Origin of the sequence: Streptomyces tyrfis, from assembly GCF_037034285.1 — a bacterium.
Classification (GTDB): domain Bacteria; phylum Actinomycetota; class Actinomycetes; order Streptomycetales; family Streptomycetaceae; genus Streptomyces.
Genome location: NZ_JBAGJZ010000012.1, coordinates 130401 through 146911 on the forward strand (window position 1 = coordinate 130401; position 16511 = coordinate 146911).

13 protein-coding genes are annotated in these 16511 nt (G+C 73.0%); 9 read left to right on the forward strand and 4 right to left on the reverse strand.

The window, feature by feature from the left end; translation table 11 throughout:
- Positions 1-706: 706 nt before the first annotated feature.
- From WA762_RS12115 to WA762_RS12145, 7 genes are all read left to right on the forward strand, one after another.
- Entirely contained in the window at positions 707-1660 is a 954-nt protein-coding gene (locus WA762_RS12115; protein WP_335935531.1) for an urea transporter, read from the forward strand.
- A 4-nt stretch (positions 1661-1664) separates the two neighbouring features.
- Positions 1665-1970 carry an urease subunit gamma gene (locus WA762_RS12120; RefSeq protein WP_335935532.1) on the forward strand — a complete coding sequence of 102 codons (306 nt, stop codon included), beginning with the start codon at positions 1665-1667 and terminating at the stop codon, positions 1968-1970.
- Positions 1971-2068: 98 nt separating this feature from the next.
- Positions 2069-2479 (forward strand): urease subunit beta, encoded by a 411-nt coding sequence (locus WA762_RS12125; RefSeq protein ID WP_335935533.1) that lies wholly within the window; start codon positions 2069-2071, stop codon positions 2477-2479.
- Positions 2479-4203: an urease subunit alpha gene (gene ureC, locus WA762_RS12130; protein ID WP_335935534.1), complete on the forward strand. Its 1725-nt coding sequence runs from the start codon at positions 2479-2481 to the stop codon at positions 4201-4203. Before WA762_RS12125 ends, ureC begins: the two co-directional genes overlap by 1 nt.
- 80 nt (positions 4204-4283) lie before the next feature.
- The gene (locus WA762_RS12135) at positions 4284-4970 is read left to right on the forward strand and encodes an urease accessory protein UreF (RefSeq protein ID WP_335935574.1); all 687 of its coding nucleotides are present in this window, start codon (positions 4284-4286) and stop codon (positions 4968-4970) included.
- A 139-nt stretch (positions 4971-5109) separates the two neighbouring features.
- Positions 5110-5790 (forward strand): urease accessory protein UreG, encoded by a 681-nt coding sequence (gene ureG / locus WA762_RS12140; RefSeq protein WP_335935575.1) that lies wholly within the window; start codon positions 5110-5112, stop codon positions 5788-5790.
- Positions 5787-6728: an urease accessory protein UreD gene (locus tag WA762_RS12145; RefSeq protein ID WP_335935535.1), complete on the forward strand. Its 942-nt coding sequence runs from the start codon at positions 5787-5789 to the stop codon at positions 6726-6728. Before ureG ends, WA762_RS12145 begins: the two co-directional genes overlap by 4 nt.
- A gap of 52 nt (positions 6729-6780) precedes the next feature.
- On the opposite strand, the gene WA762_RS12150 is transcribed toward WA762_RS12145, so the two are convergent.
- Positions 6781-7977 (reverse strand): amidohydrolase, encoded by a 1197-nt coding sequence (locus tag WA762_RS12150; protein ID WP_335935536.1) that lies wholly within the window; start codon positions 7975-7977, stop codon positions 6781-6783.
- Positions 7978-8026: 49 nt separating this feature from the next.
- Positions 8027-8437 (reverse strand): DUF5997 family protein, encoded by a 411-nt coding sequence (locus WA762_RS12155; protein WP_335935537.1) that lies wholly within the window; start codon positions 8435-8437, stop codon positions 8027-8029.
- 58 nt (positions 8438-8495) lie between these two features.
- Between WA762_RS12155 and WA762_RS12160 the strand changes: the two genes are divergently transcribed.
- Positions 8496-9323, forward strand: a complete 828-nt coding sequence (locus WA762_RS12160) for a LysR substrate-binding domain-containing protein (protein ID WP_335935538.1) — start codon at positions 8496-8498, stop codon at positions 9321-9323.
- Between the two features lie 63 nt (positions 9324-9386).
- On the opposite strand, the gene WA762_RS12165 is transcribed toward WA762_RS12160, so the two are convergent.
- Entirely contained in the window at positions 9387-10715 is a 1329-nt protein-coding gene (locus tag WA762_RS12165) for a geranylgeranyl reductase family protein (protein ID WP_335935539.1), read from the reverse strand.
- Positions 10716-11322: 607 nt separating this feature from the next.
- On the opposite strand from WA762_RS12165, the gene WA762_RS12170 reads away from it, so the two are divergent.
- Positions 11323-12765, forward strand: a complete 1443-nt coding sequence (locus tag WA762_RS12170) for a helix-turn-helix transcriptional regulator (protein WP_335935540.1) — start codon at positions 11323-11325, stop codon at positions 12763-12765.
- Between the two features lie 58 nt (positions 12766-12823).
- On the opposite strand, the gene WA762_RS12175 is transcribed toward WA762_RS12170, so the two are convergent.
- On the reverse strand, positions 12824-16318 hold the full coding sequence (locus tag WA762_RS12175) for a M28 family peptidase (RefSeq protein ID WP_335935541.1): 3495 nt from the start codon (positions 16316-16318) through the stop codon (positions 12824-12826).
- Positions 16319-16511 lie beyond the last annotated feature (193 nt).

Here is a 16511-nt window from a genome sequence, read left to right on the forward strand (position 1 = left end):
CTGCGGCACCTCGCCGCGTTGTCGGAACGCCCACATACGTCCCGTATGCGGGCACCCCTCCGCCTTGCGATGCACCACATCCGACGCCGCGCGCTGATCCACCACGGATTACGGGACAGCCCTTAGCACGCCACGGCCTGCGTCCAGTCGGTCCGGCGCCCCTTCCCGGGCGCCGGACCTCTTTCCCGTGCGGCCCGCGTGCCCGCCCGCGCCGGACGGCGTGCCGCCCGAGTTCGCGGTCCGCAGGTCGCCGAAGGGCCGTTCCACGAGCCGCCTGTGGGCCGTTCCACTAGCCGCCGACAGACCGTTCCGCGGAATTGCTTCCGGAGTCGGCCGGAATGCATGTGTGCACGTCGGGCGAAAGGGATGCAGAAGCCTCGAATCCGCTTGGTATCGCTTCCCGTGTGCCGGAACCGGGAATGTGAAAAGTTTCGCCCGCGTCGGTCAAATGACAGGTACGGAATGTTCAACCTCTGACCAAGAATTCCCGGGGAGGGGGTGTGGAACCCGCCTCGGCGGGGCGGATTCCGAGGCCTTCCAACTGGGCTCATGACGGATGGTGCGTACATGATCACGTAGGGCGTCGGGTCGCCACGCCTCCTTCACGACTTCTCCGGGCGTACCGTCTCAACGGATTGTTGATCAAGCCAAAGCCTTCTGAATGCCGGGGGCTTGGCGAATTCGCCATGTCCTCGAAGGAGCAGGCATGCCCGCGGCGGAACAGAGGGTGCAGGCGAGGGAATGGTCCTCGTTCCGGGCCGGAATGATACCGATGCGCGGCATTTCTCAAGTGGCGCTCATCTCGAATTCATGGTCCGGTCTGCTGTTCGTCGTCGCGCTGTTCGTGGACGACTGGCGCCTCGGCGTCTACGGGCTGCTCGGCACGGCCTCGTCCACCGCCGCGGCGGCGCTGCTGGGCGCCGACCGCAGGGGGCTGGTCGACGGCTTGCAGGGCTACTGCGGCTGCCTGACCGGCATCGCGCTCGCGGTACGGCTCGGCGTCTCGTGGCAGACGGTCCTCCTGACCGTTCTCGGCGGGGCGGTCTGCGCGGTGCTCGGCGCGGCGGCCGGCCGGCTTCTCGGCCCGCTCGGACTGCCGGTGCTGACGGCCCCGTACTGTCTGGTCGCCGGGGTGCTGGTGGTGGCGCTGTCGAAGTCCCCGGTGACCGACGGCCCGAGCGTCCGCGTCCCGGGCTTCACCACGCTGACGCTCGCGGACGCCGGGCGGGCGCTCTGCAACAACATCGGACAGGTCTTCTACCTGGACAAGTGGTACGCGGGCTTGATCGTGCTGGCCGGACTGCTCCTCGCCTCCCGGGTCGCCGCCCTCGCGGCGGCCGGCGCCAGTGCGGCGGCCCTCCTCGGCGCCTGCGCGTCGGGGCTGCCCGCCGACCGGATCGTCGAGGGATTGTACGGCTACAACGGGGTGCTCTGCGCGATCGCGCTGGCCGCCGTCTTCCTGCCCCTCACCCTGTGGACCGCCGGGTACGCGGCGCTCGCCGCCGTGGCCGCGGTTCCCTTCTCCGCCGCCTGGGAGGCCTTCGCGCAGCCGTCGGGCGGATACCCCTTCACCTGGCCGTTCACCGTGACGACCTGGCTCTTCCTGGTGGCCGGCCCAGCCCTGGGCCGGCCCGGAATCTCGTTCGAGAAAGCAATGTGACGCCATGAACCTCTCACCGCGGGAAATCGACAAACTCCACGTCTACGTGGTCGCGGACCTGGCCCGCCGCCGACGGGACCGGGGAACGAAACTCAACTACAGCGAGGCGGCCGCCCTGATCACCGAGGCCGTCCTGGAGGCCGCCCGCGACGGCCGCACCGTCGCCGAGTGCATGGAGCTGGGCCGCGACGTCGTCTCCGCCGACGACGTGATGCCCGGCGTACGCGAGATGCTCGACGTCCTCCAGGTCGAGACCGCCTTCGTCGACGGGACGAAGCTGGTCACCTGCCACGACCCGATCCGGGCCTGAGCCACCGCGCCACCCGCGTCCGAGCCGCCCGACCCGCGTCGAACGCGACCGCGTCCGGGCCACGCGACCCACGTCCGAGACACCGAGGAGAGACACAGATGTCGGGCGGAGCCCACTACCTCTACGGCGACGAGCCCATAGAGATCAACGCCGACCGGGCCAGGACCACCCTCACCGTCGCCAACACCGGCGACCGGGCCGTCCAGATCGGCTCCCACTACCACTTCTTCGAGGTCAACCGCGCGCTGCGGTTCGACCGCGAGGCCGCCTACGGCATGCGCCTGGACATCCCCTCCGGCACCGCCGTCCGCTTCGAACCCGGTGACACCCGCGAGGTGCGGCTGTGCGCCTTCGCGGGAACCGGGCGGCTCGTCGGCTTCGCCGCACTCGTCGACGGCGGACTCTCCGCCCCCGACACCCGGCGCACCGCCCTCCGCCGCGCCGCGGAACTCGGCTTCATCCACCCCGACGGCGCCGACGCCACCGATCACGAGGAGGCGCAGAACTGATGGCGATCATCCCGCGCAGGCAGTACACGGACCTGTTCGGCCCCACCGTGGGCGACCGGTTCCACCTGGCCGACACCAATCTGGTCGTCGAGGTCGAGTACGACCACAACGTCGGCTCCTACGGGGAGGAGGCCGTCTACGGCGGCGGCAAGGCCATCCGCGACGGCATGGCCCAGGACCCGGCCGCGCTCAACCGCGAGGGCGCCCTGGACCTCGTCATCACCAACGTCGTGGTCCTCGACCCGGTGCTGGGCGTCGTCAAGGGCGACATCGGCGTCCGCGGCGGAACGATCGTCAAGGTCGGCAAGGCGGGCAACCCCCACCTGCAGAACGGTGTGGACCCCGAGCTCGTCATCGGCCCCGGCACCGAGGTGATCTCCGGCGAGCACCTCATCGCCACCGCCGGCGGCGTCGACACCCACATCCACTTCATCGCGCCCCAGCAGGCCCAGGAGGGCCTGTCCAACGGCATCACCACCTTCTTCGGCGGCGGGACCGGACCGACCGACGGCTCCAACGGCACCACCTGCACCCCCGGCCCCTGGAACATCCACCGGATGCTGGAGGCGGTGGAGGACCTGCCGGTCAACGTGGGTCTGCTGGGCAAGGGCAACGGCAGCCTGCCGCAGGCCCTGAACGAGCAGATCGAGGCCGGAGCCGCCGGACTCAAGGTGCACGAGGACTGGGGCGCCACCCCCGCCGCGATCGACACCGCGCTCCGCGTCGCCGACGAGCACGACGTCCAGATGGCCATCCACACGGACACCCTCAACGAGGGCGGCTTCTACGAGGACACCCTCTCCGCGATCGACGGCCGCACCATCCACACCTTCCACACCGAGGGCGCCGGCGGCGGCCACGCCCCCGACATCATCAAGGTGTCCGGCGAGGCCAACGTGCTGCCCGCCTCCACCAACCCGACCCTGCCCTACACGGTCAACTCGGTGGACGAACTGCTCGACATGGTGATGGTCTGTCACCACCTCTCGCGCGACATCCCCGAGGACGTGTCGTTCGCGGACAGCCGGGTGCGCGCCGAGACCATCGCCGCCGAGACCGTGCTGCACGACCTCGGCGTGATCAGCATCTTCTCCTCGGACTCCCAGGCCATGGGACGGGTCGGCGAGTCCTTCGCGCGTGCCTTCCAGACGGCGCACCACTGCAAGGAGACGCGCGGCCCGCTGGCGGAGGACAGCTCCCGCAACGACAACGCGCGCGTCCTGCGGTACCTGGCCAAGCTGACGATCAACCCCGCGCGGGCCGTCGGCGCCGCCGACGTGATCGGCTCCCTTGAGCCCGGCAAGCTCGCCGACATCGTGCTCTGGCCCATCCACTCCTTCGCCGCCAAGCCCAAGATGATCATCAAGGGCGGCATGGTCAACTGGGCGCAGATGGGCGACCCCAACGCCTCGCTCCCGACCCCGCAACCCGTGTACTACCGGCCGATGTTCGGCTCCCACGGCCGTGCCCGGCAGCGCACCTCGGTGACCTTCATGTCGCAGGCGTCCATCGCCGCGGGCGTCCCCGGCGAGCTGGGACTCCAGCGGCGCGTCGAACCGGTACGGCGCTGCCGCACCATCGGCAAGCAGCACATGGTGCGCAACGACGCGCTGCCGCGCATCGAGGTCGACCCGGAGACCTACAAGGTCACCGTGGACGGCGAGCCCGCCACCATCGAGCCGGCCGAGCGGCTCCCGCTCAACCACCTCTTCTACATCGTCTGACCGGCCCGGCCGGACGGACGGCGACGGCCGGACCGCCCACGGGCCCCTGGCACGAACGGAGACCCGGCGTGAACGACCCGATGCCGATCCGGTCCCTGCTGAGCGGACTCCAGCTCACCGACTCGGCCTTTCCCAGCGGCTACTACACCCTCTCCCACGGTCTGGAGGGCTTCCAGCAGGCCCGCGCGGTGACCCCGCGAGGCCTGCCGGACCTCCTGCACGACCTGCTGCGCCACAGCGCGGGGCCGTCCGACGCGACCGCCCTTGCCCTCGCCCACCGCTCGGTCACCGCCGACGACTGGGACGCGGTGGCGGCCGTGGAGGAGCGGCTGTACGCCACCAAACTGGGCCGTGAGGCCCGGCAGGCCGCCGTCCGCACCGGGCGGCAACTGCTGGACCTGGCCGCCGAGGTGTACGGCACGCCGCAGATCGAGCGGTACCGGGCCCTCCGTGCCGAGGGCGCGGTGCGCGGCTGCCAGCCGGTCGTCGCCGCCGTCGTCCACGCCGCCAACGGGCTGACCACTCGTCAAGCCGTTGCCTGCGAACTCTTCGCGTTCGCCTCGGGTTTCGCGGGAGCCGCCCTGAGACTGCGGCTGACCGACCACCGCCGGGCCCAGGTGCTGCTCCACCGGGCCGCCCCCGTGATCGAGGAGACCGTCGAGGCGGCCCTGCACCGGGAACTCCCGGACCTCGGGGGCTGGGTCCCGGTGGCGGACGTCATGGCGGGCCGTCACGAACGCGCCGAGGCACGGCTGTTCGCGAGCTGACGGCCGCGCCCGGGCCGCGCGCGCCGTCGCCGCGAGGCGCGGGCGCCGGCCCGCTGCTCCCATCGCCGGGGGCCGCGGCGGCTCCCCCTCCTCCCACCCGTACGAAGACACCACAGACAGGATCACCATGCACGACCCCATGCAGGCCAGGCACCACCAGCACGACCACGACGAGCTCGTCCGCCGTCCCCGGGACGGCGTCCTGCGCGTCGGAGTCGCCGGGCCGGTCGGCTCCGGCAAGACCGCGCTCATCGAGGCGCTCGTCCCCGTGCTGATCGGACGCGGCCGCACCCCCGCCGTCATCACGAACGACATCTACACCACCGAGGACGCCGCGCATGTGCGCCGGACCCTGGCCGGGGTCCTGGAGGCCGAGAAGATCGTCGGCGTGGAGACCGGGGCCTGCCCGCACACCGCCGTACGCGACGACCCGTCGATGAACCAGGCCGCCGCGGACGAACTCGTCGAACGCTTCCCCGAGGTGGACACCCTGCTCTTCGAGAGCGGCGGGGACAACCTCACCCTCACCTTCAGCCCGGCGCTAGTCGACCTCTTTCTGTTCGTGCTGGACACCGCCGAGGGCGACAAGATGCCGCGCAAGCGGGGCCCCGGCATCACCGAGTGCGAACTCCTCGTCATCAACAAGGTGGACATCGCCCCCTATGTGCGGTGCGACCTCGCCGTGATGGAGTCGGACGCGCACCGCGTCCGGGAGGGCAGGCCGGTGGTGCTGACCAACTCCCTCACCGGCGAGGGACTCGATGCCGTCGCCGACTTCCTCCTGTCCCACGAAGCCGCGCGGGAGGCGGCTTCCGCGTGACCGAGGCGCCCGCGCGGCTGGACCCCGCGCACTACGAACCCCCGCGGGTACCGGCCGAGCTGCTCGACCTGGCCGGCCCGCCCGACACACTGGCCGCCGGGCGCCCCGGCAAGGTCGGCCTGCTCGAACTGCGTTACGCGCGCGTGGGCGACCGCACCGAACTCGTCGACCGCTACCAGAAGTCGCCGTTGCAGATCATGCGGCCGCTGTACGTCGACCCGCTGCGGCCGGACCTGCCGGTGACGTATCTGATGTCGACCGGGGGCGGCATCGTGCAGGCCGACCGCAACCGGATCGACGTCGACTGCGGCCCCGGCACCGCGGTGCACCTGACCACGCAGGCCGCCACCAAGGTGCACCGGATGGAGTTCGACCACGCGACCCAGGCCGTCAACCTCACTGCGGGGGAGGGGAGTTACGTCGAGTACCTGCCCGACCCGCTGATCCCCTACCGGGACGCGCGCCTCTACCAGCACACCCGGGTGGACGTCCATCCCACCGCCACCGTGCTGCTGGGCGAGACGATCGCGGCCGGGCGGCTCGCCCGCGGCGAACGGCACGCCTACCGGCTGCTCTTCAGCGACCTGGAGATCCGGCAGACCGGCGGACCGCTCCTGGCGGTGGACACCGTACGCCTCGACACGCGGGGACCGGGCGGCGTCACCGGGCCGGCGGTCTTCGCCGGGCACGACCTGATGGCCACCCTGTACGCGGTCACCCCGCTCGCCCCGGCGGCCCGGGTCGCGGACGTCCTCCACGAGGCGCTCGCGGCCACGGGCCTGTCCTTCGGCGTGAGCACCCTGCCCGACGAGTGCGGGGCGTGGGTGCGGGTGGTCGGCAGTGACTCGCCCGCCGTCACCCGCGCGACGCGCGCCGCGTGGGACGCCGTACGGCGGTTGCTCATCGGGGTGCCGGCCCCCGACCTCCGGAAGACCTGACAGGAGGCGGGGGCGGGACGGCGACGGGAACGGACACGGCAGGACCGGGCCGTCAGACCTGGAGCTCGCCGTCCCGGACGACCACCCGCCCGCCGGACACCACGAGGCGCCGCCCCGGGGCGCGGACCAGGGCGTCCTGGACGTTCTCGGCGTCCATCAGCACGATGTCCGCGCGCGCCCCCGCGACGAGGTCGTGGACCCGGCGGTGGACGAAGCCGGCCGCACGGCGGGAGGACAGCTCCACCGCGTGGACGAGCTCCTCGTCGGTACGCAGACCGTGGAGCCGGGCGAAACCGAGCGCGACCCGCAGCAGGTCGCCGTCCCCGAACGGCGACCACAGGTCCCGGATCCCGTCGGTGCCCAGGCCGAGCGCGACGGAGCGGTCCCGCATCCCGCGCCAGGGGAGCGGCGCGGTGCGCGGCGGCGCCACCGTCGTCCAGGAGACGCCCGCCTCGGCGCAGCCGTCCAGCAGCGCCTCCTGCCGGGCCGCCGGAAGCTCCCCGAGGGCGAAGCCGTGCGAGACGGTCACCTTGTCGCGCAGCCCGGAACGCCGGGCCCGGTCGAGGATGAGTTCGAACTGGAACGCCCCGAGCTCCCCGCCGTCGTGCAGATGGATGTCGAGACCCACCCCGCGCCGCTCCGCGACCGCGAACAGGCCGTCGAGCTGGGCCACGGGATCACGGTCGATGGACGCCGGGTCGATGCCGCCGACGCTGGTCGCCCCGGCCTCGGCGGCCCGGTCGAGCAGGTCCAGCACCCCCGGGCGGCGGATCACGCCGTCCTGCGGGAACGCGACGATCTCCACCTCGATCGCACCGCCCAGGGCGTCCACCGCCTCGCGGACGGTCTCGATCCCGCGCAGCCCGACCCCGAGGTCGACGTCCACATGGCTGCGCACCGCGGTCGTGCCGTGCCGGAGGAACTCGCGGAGCACCGCGACCGTCGAATCCAGATTCGGGATACCGAGACCGTCGCGCCTGTCGCGCTCATGCGCGATGCGGCCCGAGGTCGTGGGCTCGCCGGCGTAGGGGACCCAGGGCTGACCCCACCAGCTCTTGTCCACGTGGGCGTGGGCGTTGATGAAGCCCGGCAGGGCCAGGAGTCCGCCTCCGTCCAGGCGTTCGCCGTGCTCCCCGTCGTCGCTCGCGCGGTCGGCGGGTGCGACGGAGATGATCCGGTCGCCGGACATCGTGATGTCCACGGGCTCCGCGCCCCAGGGGCGCACATTCGCCAGGGTCAGTTGGGTCATGCGCGGATGGTATGCCAAATCTCCCCGATCGGGGAGGGCGGCGAGCAGGTCAGACGCGCGGCTCGCCCTGCTCGGCGCGCTTCGCCCGCTCCTCCCGCTTCTCCTTGATGCGGACCGTCTCCTTGCGGACCTCCGCCTGGGTGGCGCGCTCGCGCCGGAGCCAGTCGGGGTTCTCCTTCTTCAGCTCCTCGATCTGCTCCGTGGTGAGGGCGTCGGTGACCCCGCCGCGGGCGAGCCCCGAGATGGACACGCCCAGCTTCGCGGCGACCACGGGCCGGGGGTGCGGGCCGTCGCGCCGCAGGTCGCGCAGCCACTCGGGCGGGTCGGACTGCAGTGCGTTCAGCTCGGTGCGCGAGACGGCGCCTTCCCGGAACGCGGCGGGGGTGGCCTCGAGATACACGCCCAGCTTCTTCGCCGCGGTGGCGGGCTTCATCGTCTGGGCGGTCTTGTGGGACGTCATGGGGTCCAGGGTATCGAGCGTGTGCACCGCCTCTGACCAGGGCCGGTAACCTGGCGGGGTGACCAGCTCGGAAGAAACCCCCTCGTTCCGGCTCGCCCACGTCCCCGGGGCGACGCCCGCCAAGTGGGTGAGGATCTGGAACGAGCGGCTGCCCGACGTCCCCCTCACTCTCGTCGCGGTACCGGCCGCGGAGGCGGCCGCCCTGCTGCGGGACGGCGGCGCCGACGCGGGACTGCTGCGGCTGCCGACCGACCGCACGGACCTCAGCGCCATCCCCCTCTACACCGAGACGACCGTCGTGGTGGTGCCGAAGGACCACGCCGTCGCGGCGGTCGAGGAGGTCTCCGCGGAGGACCTGGCGGACGACATCGTGCTGCACCCCCTCGACGACACCCTCGCCTGGGAACGTCTCCCCGGCAGGCCCGCGATCGAACGCCCCGCGACGACGGCGGACGCCGTCGAACTGGTCGCGGCCGGAGTCGGCCTCCTCGTGGTTCCGCAGTCGCTCGCCCGCCTGCACCACCGCAGGGACCTCACCTACCGGACGGTGACCGACGCACCCCAGTCGCGCGTCGCGCTGTCCTGGCCGGAGGACGAGACCACGGACCTGGTCGAGGACTTCATCGGCATCGTCCGGGGGCGGACCGTCAACAGCACCCGGGGCCGCCCCAAGGCCCCGCCGCAGCCGAAGGACGAGCGCCCCGGCACGGGCGGCGCGCGCCGCAAGCCCGCGGCCGGCGGAGCCTCGGGCAAGTCGGCCGGCCGCGGAACGGGCGGAGCCACCGGCCGGGCCGGGGGGAGAACGACGGGGAAGAGCCCGCGGGGCGGTTCCGGCTCCGGCGGCGCCAAGGGCGGCAGGCGCGGGAAGCCCCGCCGCCGGTCCTGAGCGCCGGAAGCGCGCGCCCTCCCGCCCGGCGGCCCCGGCGCCGAGCCCGGTCCGCGCCCCGGCTCAGCGCCCGGTCCGCACCCTCGGCTCCGGCACCACGCGCACGACGCCGTTCAGCAGATGGTCGACGAGGTCGCGCGAGGGCCGGTCCGTGAGGTTCGTCAGCAGCCGGGCCAGGGTGTTGAGCAGGAACGGCGACCCCATCACATGGCGGTTGAGGACCGGCTGGAACCCCGACCGGCTGAAGACGAGATCGGCGGCCGTGTTGCCGAGCCGGTAGTAGCGCCCCCAGCGGCGGTTCATCTCGACGGGGTAGCCCCGCAGCACCCGCTCCCTGCCGGGCCCCGGAGGCAGGGCGAGCGCGAGCGCGGCGGTCTCCGCCGCGACCTCCCCGGCCTCCATGGCCTGCCCGATCCCCTCGCCGTTCCAGGGGCTGATCATGCCTCCGGAATCGCCGACCAGGAGCAGGCCGCGGGTGTAGAGGGGGTGGCGGTTGAAGCCCAGCGGAAGGGCCGCGCTCCGGACGGGGCCCTCGGCGTTCTCCTCGCGCAGCCCCCACGCCTCCGGGGTGCGGGCCAGCCACCGGTCCAGCGCCGCACGCAGGTCGGCCGTGCCGTGCCGGCGGTGCGGCAGCGCGCCGAGGCCGACGTTGACCCGGCCGTCGCCCATCGGGAAGATCCAGCCGTAGCCGGGCAGATAGTGGTCGCTGTCCGGGAAGCGGAGGTCGGCCCAGAGCTCCAGGTACTCCTCCCGGGAGCGCTCCGGGCTGCGGTAGTAGCGGCGGGCGGCGGTGGCGATCTGCCTGCGCCGGTCCCGTTGCAGCCCCAGGGCCAGCGCCATCCGGGCCGAGGCGCCGTCGGCGGCGACGACGATCGGCGCGCGGTACGTCAGGGGTTTCTTCGTCCCGGCGACGGCGGCGGTGACGCCGGTGACGCGACCCGCCCGGTCGGTCGACGGCCCGGTCGCCTTCACCCCGGTGCGCAGCCGGGCCCCGGCCGACGCGGCGTGCCGGGCCAGGAGGTCGTCGAAGTCGTGCCGGCTGCGGGTGAGCCCGAAGTCCGGGTAGCGCCCCAGCGCCGGCCAGTCGATGTGCACCCGGTGCCTTCCGGCGACCCAGCGCATCCCGCGCGAACGCGTCCACCCCGGGGCCTTGATGTCGACGCCCATCCTGATGAGCTGGTGCACCGCGCGCGGCGTCAGACCGTCCCCGCACACCTTCTCCCGGGGGAAGCGGGACTTCTCCACGAGCAGGACGTCGATCCCCGCCCGGGCGAGGTGGTAGGCGGCCGCCGAACCCGCCGGACCCGCCCCGACCACGACGACCTGGGCCTCCTCGTCCGTGCCGTGAACGGGCTCTTCGTACGACGGAGACCGGTCTGTCGTTTCCCGCATGAGGACCCCTTCGTCTGTGTCCGGCCCGGCCGGCGCCGGACCGGGGGCGGCAGCCCCGGGCCTCATCATCGATCAAGGGACGCCGCCGCGGAACCGGGCCGCCCCCAGGGCGTGTCTTCACACGGCCGTCCACGAGGGAGCGGCCCGGCGCGCCGCCCACCGTGCGGTCTCGGCGCCGGCGCGCGGCCGGATCGCCGGCCGGGGCGCGCGGGCGGCCCGGAATCCGCGGGCCCGGCGGCTCAGTACGGCAGCGGGCGGCCCGAGGGGGTCCGGAGGTCGAGAGGGCGCGGCCGCGAAGGCGACTGCGGACGTCGGACGATCCTGATGCGGCCCACGGCCACCACCTCCACTCGGATACCGGTCGTATGCCCCGCGGATCGCTCCTCCATGCGGCCCGGCCGACTCCAACCGGGCGATCCGGCAAGGGAGTTGTGCGACAGGTCCGGAAAATGCCCCCGCCCGGCGCGTCGTGCCGGAGGGCGGCAAGCGGCAGGGCCCGTCTTCCCGTCGCACCGGGGACAGCGCGCGCACGCGCTCGCTATTCTCCCGCCATGAGCCATGAACATGGCACGCGAGGGGCGTCCGGCGCGGCTTCGCGGAGCGCCGGGTGACCGAGGGCGTGGGCCTCTCGCCGGACGCCCGCACCGCCGAGGCATGGCGGTCCTTCGGAACCCGGCTGCGCCAGTGGCGCAGGCGTGCCGGGCTCACCCAGGCCCAGGTCGGCGCCCGGGTCGGCTACGACCACACCGCCATCAGCAAGCTGGAGCACGGCGCCCGGAAGACACCGCTGCCGCTGGCCCGCAGGCTCGACGAACTGCTGACGGCGGGCGGCGACCTCCTCGACGCCTGCGAGGCGGCGGAGGCGGAGTCACCGGGCGGCGCCGGGGAGGAAACGTGCGCGCGCCGGGCGGCGACCGCCGCCCGCACCGGGCCCCCGCCCGGCGAGCCGGCCGGGGGCGACCTGCTCTCCATGCTGCCGCCGGACACCGAGCTGCCCGCGCGGCTGCCCGCCTACGGACTGATGTGCCCGGCGCACGGCCGTGACGGCTGCGCCGTGCCCGCGCTCGCCGACTGCGCCGCCCTGCACGCGGCCTTCTGCGCGCTCGGCCCGGCCGCCGTCGCCTGCCCGCCGCTGGACACCGACACCGTGCACGCCCTGACGGCGCTGCTCGCCTTCTGCCTGCGCGCCGACGAGGAGCGGGCCTGGCCCGGGGCGGCCGTCGTGATCGAGCGCACCCTGCACGCCATGCTCCGCTGGATGGTCCTGCCCGCGGCGCCGTACCAGCGCCGACTCGCGCCGCTGGCGGCCGAGTACGCGCAGTCGGCCGGCTGCCTGCGGCTGCTGAGGGGCCGCAATGCGACGGCGATGGCCTGGCTGGACCGGTCGCTGGGCTGGGCCGGTCTGGCCGGCCGCATCGGCACCGAGGTGGCCGCGCTCAGCGACATGAGCACCCTGGCGCGGCTGGAGGGCGACGGCCCGTCCGCGCTCTCCTACGGCGCCGCGATCCGGCAGGCCGCCACCGGCCGGCACTGGGCCGGAGTCATGAGCGACCTGTATCTGGCGCGCGGGCACGCGCTGCGCGGCGACGCGCGGCAGACCCTGGGGCACATCGACCGCGCCCGGTCGCAGCTGGACCGGGTCGGCGAGAGGGACGAGACGGAGGCGCCGTGGCTGTCCGTCGCCTCCGTGCGCCTGCGGGTGGAGTCCGGCGCCGCCGGCGCGCTGCGGGACCTCGCCGCCGCGACCGGGGACCGGCGGCTGGCGCTGCGGGCCGTCGGGGCCAGCCGGGACGCCCTGGAACTGCTGCCGGCCGGGATGCGCTCGGCGCGGGCGCTGCTCCTGGTGCGGATGGCGGACGCCCATGCCTGCGCCCAGGACCCGCAGGCGGCGATCGCCGTGGCGGGGCCCGTGCTGGACACCGTCGAGGTGAACGCGTCGACGCTGCTGGGCCGTGAACTGCGGGGCCTGCACAGCAGACTGGCCGCCGCGCGCGGCGAACGCCCCGAGACCGAGGAGTTCGCCCGCCGGCTGGCGGCCGCGGTCCGCTGAACCGGCGAGGGCGGGACGCGCACGCACGCGCCCCGCCCGGTGTGCCGTACCTTTTCGGTCAGCTCGCGTTCAGCGTGACGTCGTCGACGACGAAGCTCGTCTGCAGATAGGCGTCCTCACTGCTGGTGAACCCCAGGCTGACCGTCTGCCCGGCGAACGCGCCGACGTCGAAGGTCCGCTGGACGTAGGAGTTCGTCGCGTCCTGGTTGGAGTACGTGGCGAGCGTCCTGGCGCCCAGCTTGACGGTCAGCGTGTCGTAGGCGGGGGAGCCCGCCGACTCGTTGGTGTCGGTGCGCAGATGGAACGACAGCTGGTACGTCGAGCAGCCGGCCGGAATCGTCAGGGACTGCGCGAGGGTGTCGGTGTGGGTGGAGCCCCAGCCGCCGAGCCAGGCCATGTACGAGCCGCCGTGCGCGGGCTTCTCCGACGTCCGGTTGTTGATCACGCCGTCCGTCTGGGTCCATGGTGCGACGCCGTTCTCGAAGCCGCCGTTGACGACGGCCTGACTCGCCCGGCAACTGCCCCCGCCGCCACCGACGACCAGCGAGTACGTGGTGGTGTGGGCGGCCGTGCCGGTGCCGGTCACGGTGAGCGTGTACGTGCCGGGCGCGGTCTGGGCCCCGGCCGAGACGGTCATCGTCGACGACGAACCCGACTGCACGGAGGCCGGGGCGAACGAGACGGTGACCCCGCTCGGCGCGCCCGAGGCGGTCAGCCGCACCGTCTGGCCGGAGCCGCTGGTGGTGGCGGTCGACACCGTCGCGGTGACCGATCCGCCCGGCTGGACGTCGCCGGAGACCGGCTTCACCGAGACGGAGAAGTCGTCGGCGGGGGCGGTGCTGCCGACGGCGGTCTTCCACACCGTGTACGCGACGCCGTCGGCGCTGCGGTCGAGGGCGGTCGCGTTGATGTTGGCGGTGGTGTCGCAGGACTGGTGGTAGCAGGAGTCGTAGGAACGGCCCGCCGTGCCGCCCCACTTGGCAGCCTGCGCCGAGGTCTTGGTGGCGCTGGCGCCCGTGGCGTAGCCCGAGGTGGGGATGCCGCCCTGCTGGAAGGAGTAGTCGTCGGAACGGCCCTGGCCCTCGACGTTCTCCTCCGGCGCCAGGTTCAGCGAGTCCCAGTACTCCTTCATCGGGGCCGAGGCGGCGGAGTTGACGTTGTTGATGAAGTAGCCGGCGTTGGTCGAGGCGACCATGTCGAAGTTGTAGTAGCCCTTGACGGCGGCGCGCTGGGCGGCGGTGAGCTGGCCGACGTAGTACTTCGAGCCCTGCAGCCCCTGCTCCTCGCCGTTCCACCAGGCGAAGCGGACGTGCTTGGTCATCGCCGGGTTCGCCCTGGCCAGGGCGAGGGCGTTCTCCAGCAGGGTGGCGGAACCCGAACCGTTGTCGTTGATGCCGGGCCCCGCGGCGACGCCGTCCAGATGGGCGCCGAACATGACGGTCTGGTCGGAGGGGCCGCCCGGCCAGTCGGCGATCAGGTTGTTGCCCCGGTACGTGCAGCTGGTGCAGGTCTGCTCGCTGACGGTGTAGCCGGCCGCCTCCAGCTTGCCCCGCACATAGGCCACCGAAGCGGTGTAACCGGCGCTGCCCGCACGGCGGTTGCCGCCGTTCTGGGTGGCGATGGCGTTCAGCTGCGTCAGATGGGCCTGCACATTCGCGACGCTGATGTCGGGCGCGCCGCCGCCCGGACCGCCGCCGCCGTCCACCGTCAGGGTGTACTGCGCGGTGTGGCTCTGCGTCCCGTCACCCTTCACCGTGAAGGTGTACGCGCCCGGCGCGGCGGACGACGATGCGGACACCGTCATCGTCGAGGACGCCCCGGACTGCACCGAGGACGGGCTGAAGGAGGCGGTGACCCCGCTCGGCAGCCCGCTCGCCGACAGCTGCACCGGCTGGGCGTTCCCGGAGCTGACCGTGGTACGCACCGCGGCGGTCACCGACGCGCCCGGCTTCACCGACCCGGACGACGGGTCCAGGGACAGGGTGAAGTCGTTGTTGCCGGAGGACGTGCAGGTCGGGTCGCCGCTCTGCGCGGGGACGCTGACCGCGTCCCAGGCGGCCTTGGTGCGGTCGAACAGGACGCAGCTCGTGTCCAGGTTCTTGGCGGCGGTGAGGGTGGCCGTGCGGTAGCGCTTGTAGGTCATTCCGCTCGTCTTGAGCAGCATGCCGCCGTAGAAGACCTTGCCGGCGCTCTGGATGCCGACGCCGGTGACCGAGGAGCTGTTGCAGGTGGGGCTGGAGGGCTTGCCGCCGCCCGGGCTGGAGCCCTCGGCCAGCAGATAGAACCAGTGGTTCAGCGGACCGGCCGCCTTGTGCTCCTCGGTGTTGGGTATCGAGGCGCTGTAGCAGTTCGGGTCGCCGGTCTGCGACGGGTTGTACATGACCCGGATCGGGCCGTTGCCGACCAGGTTGACCTTCTCGCCGACGGTGTAGTCCGGGTCGTCGTACGGCGCCGGCTCGTTGGTGTACGCCTCGGTCAGGGCGCCCATGATGTCGCCGGTGGCCTCGCCCAGACCGGACTCGTTGTTCGCGCCGCCGGGGGTGTACTGGTCGATGCCGTGGCCGAACTCGTGGCCCACCACGTCCATCGCGCCGATCCACTGGTTGGCGTTGTTGTGTCCGATGGAGACCGAGGAGCCGTCCCAGTAGGCGTTGACGTCGTTCAGGCCGACCTTGACCGGCCAGCTGCGGCCGTTGCCGTCGTGCCCGTTGCGGCCGAGCCAGTCCTTGAGCATGTTCCACTCGTGCTGGGCCGCCCACATGACGTCGACGCAGCCGGTCTCCTTGCTGGAGGCGTTGCCGGTGCCCCAGGAGTCGGTCGACTTGCTGAAGACGCCGCCGGTGCTGTAGTCGGCACAGCTCAGACCGGGCCGGTTCGGATCGCGCAGCGAGTAGCTGCCGCCGGAGGCGGTGGTGTCGATGGTCAGCGGATTCGGGCCGTTCCACTGGCTGTTGCCGGTGCCGGCCTTGACGTCGTCGTAAGCGTCGAGGACCTTGCCGGTGCCCGCGTCGACGAAGACGTGCAGGCGGCTGGGCGCCTTGGCGGTGCGTCCGCCGAGCACCGTCTCCCAGGCCAGGCGCGGGGATCTGCCCGCGGCGCGCACCACCAGACGGTGCGACTCCACCCGGTCCACCGAGGCGAGCCGCCTGCGGGAGGTCGCCTCGGCCGCCGCGGCGGAGACGGTCGGGGTGGTCGGCACGTTGATCCGCTCGGGCAGGGCCGACTGGGCGCCGCGCACCCGGCCCTCGGAGTCGGCCACCACGACGGCGTCCCCGCCGACGACCGGCAGTCCGCGATAGGTGCGCTGATAGGCGACCGAGTACATGCCCTTGACCCAGGGGGTCACCATCTGGCGCTCGTATCGCTCGTCGGGTCCCTTCGCCAGGGTGTCGAGACCACTGGCGGCGGCCCGGTCGGCCGCCGACACCGCGGCCTGGAGCGCGGTCGGGGCGGGCGGGGACGGTTCGGCGGAAGCCGACTGGGCGCCGGTGGCGACCAGCATTCCGGCGAGGACGGCCAGGGTCGTCCCGGCCGTCAAGGGTCTGCGTTTCATCGAGGCTCCTTGAATCGGTGGGGGCCCCGATCACGGGCAGCGGCCCGCGTGACCGACCGCCTCGGCCGCCCGCGTCGCCGTCGTCCCTGATCGAGCGACCGAACACTCACATGTGGTCATGGTCGCGTCAACGAACTGCGGAGGTCTCCGGGAGACTTGGCAAGTTTGGTCAAGCGGCGATGGTGGGATCGCA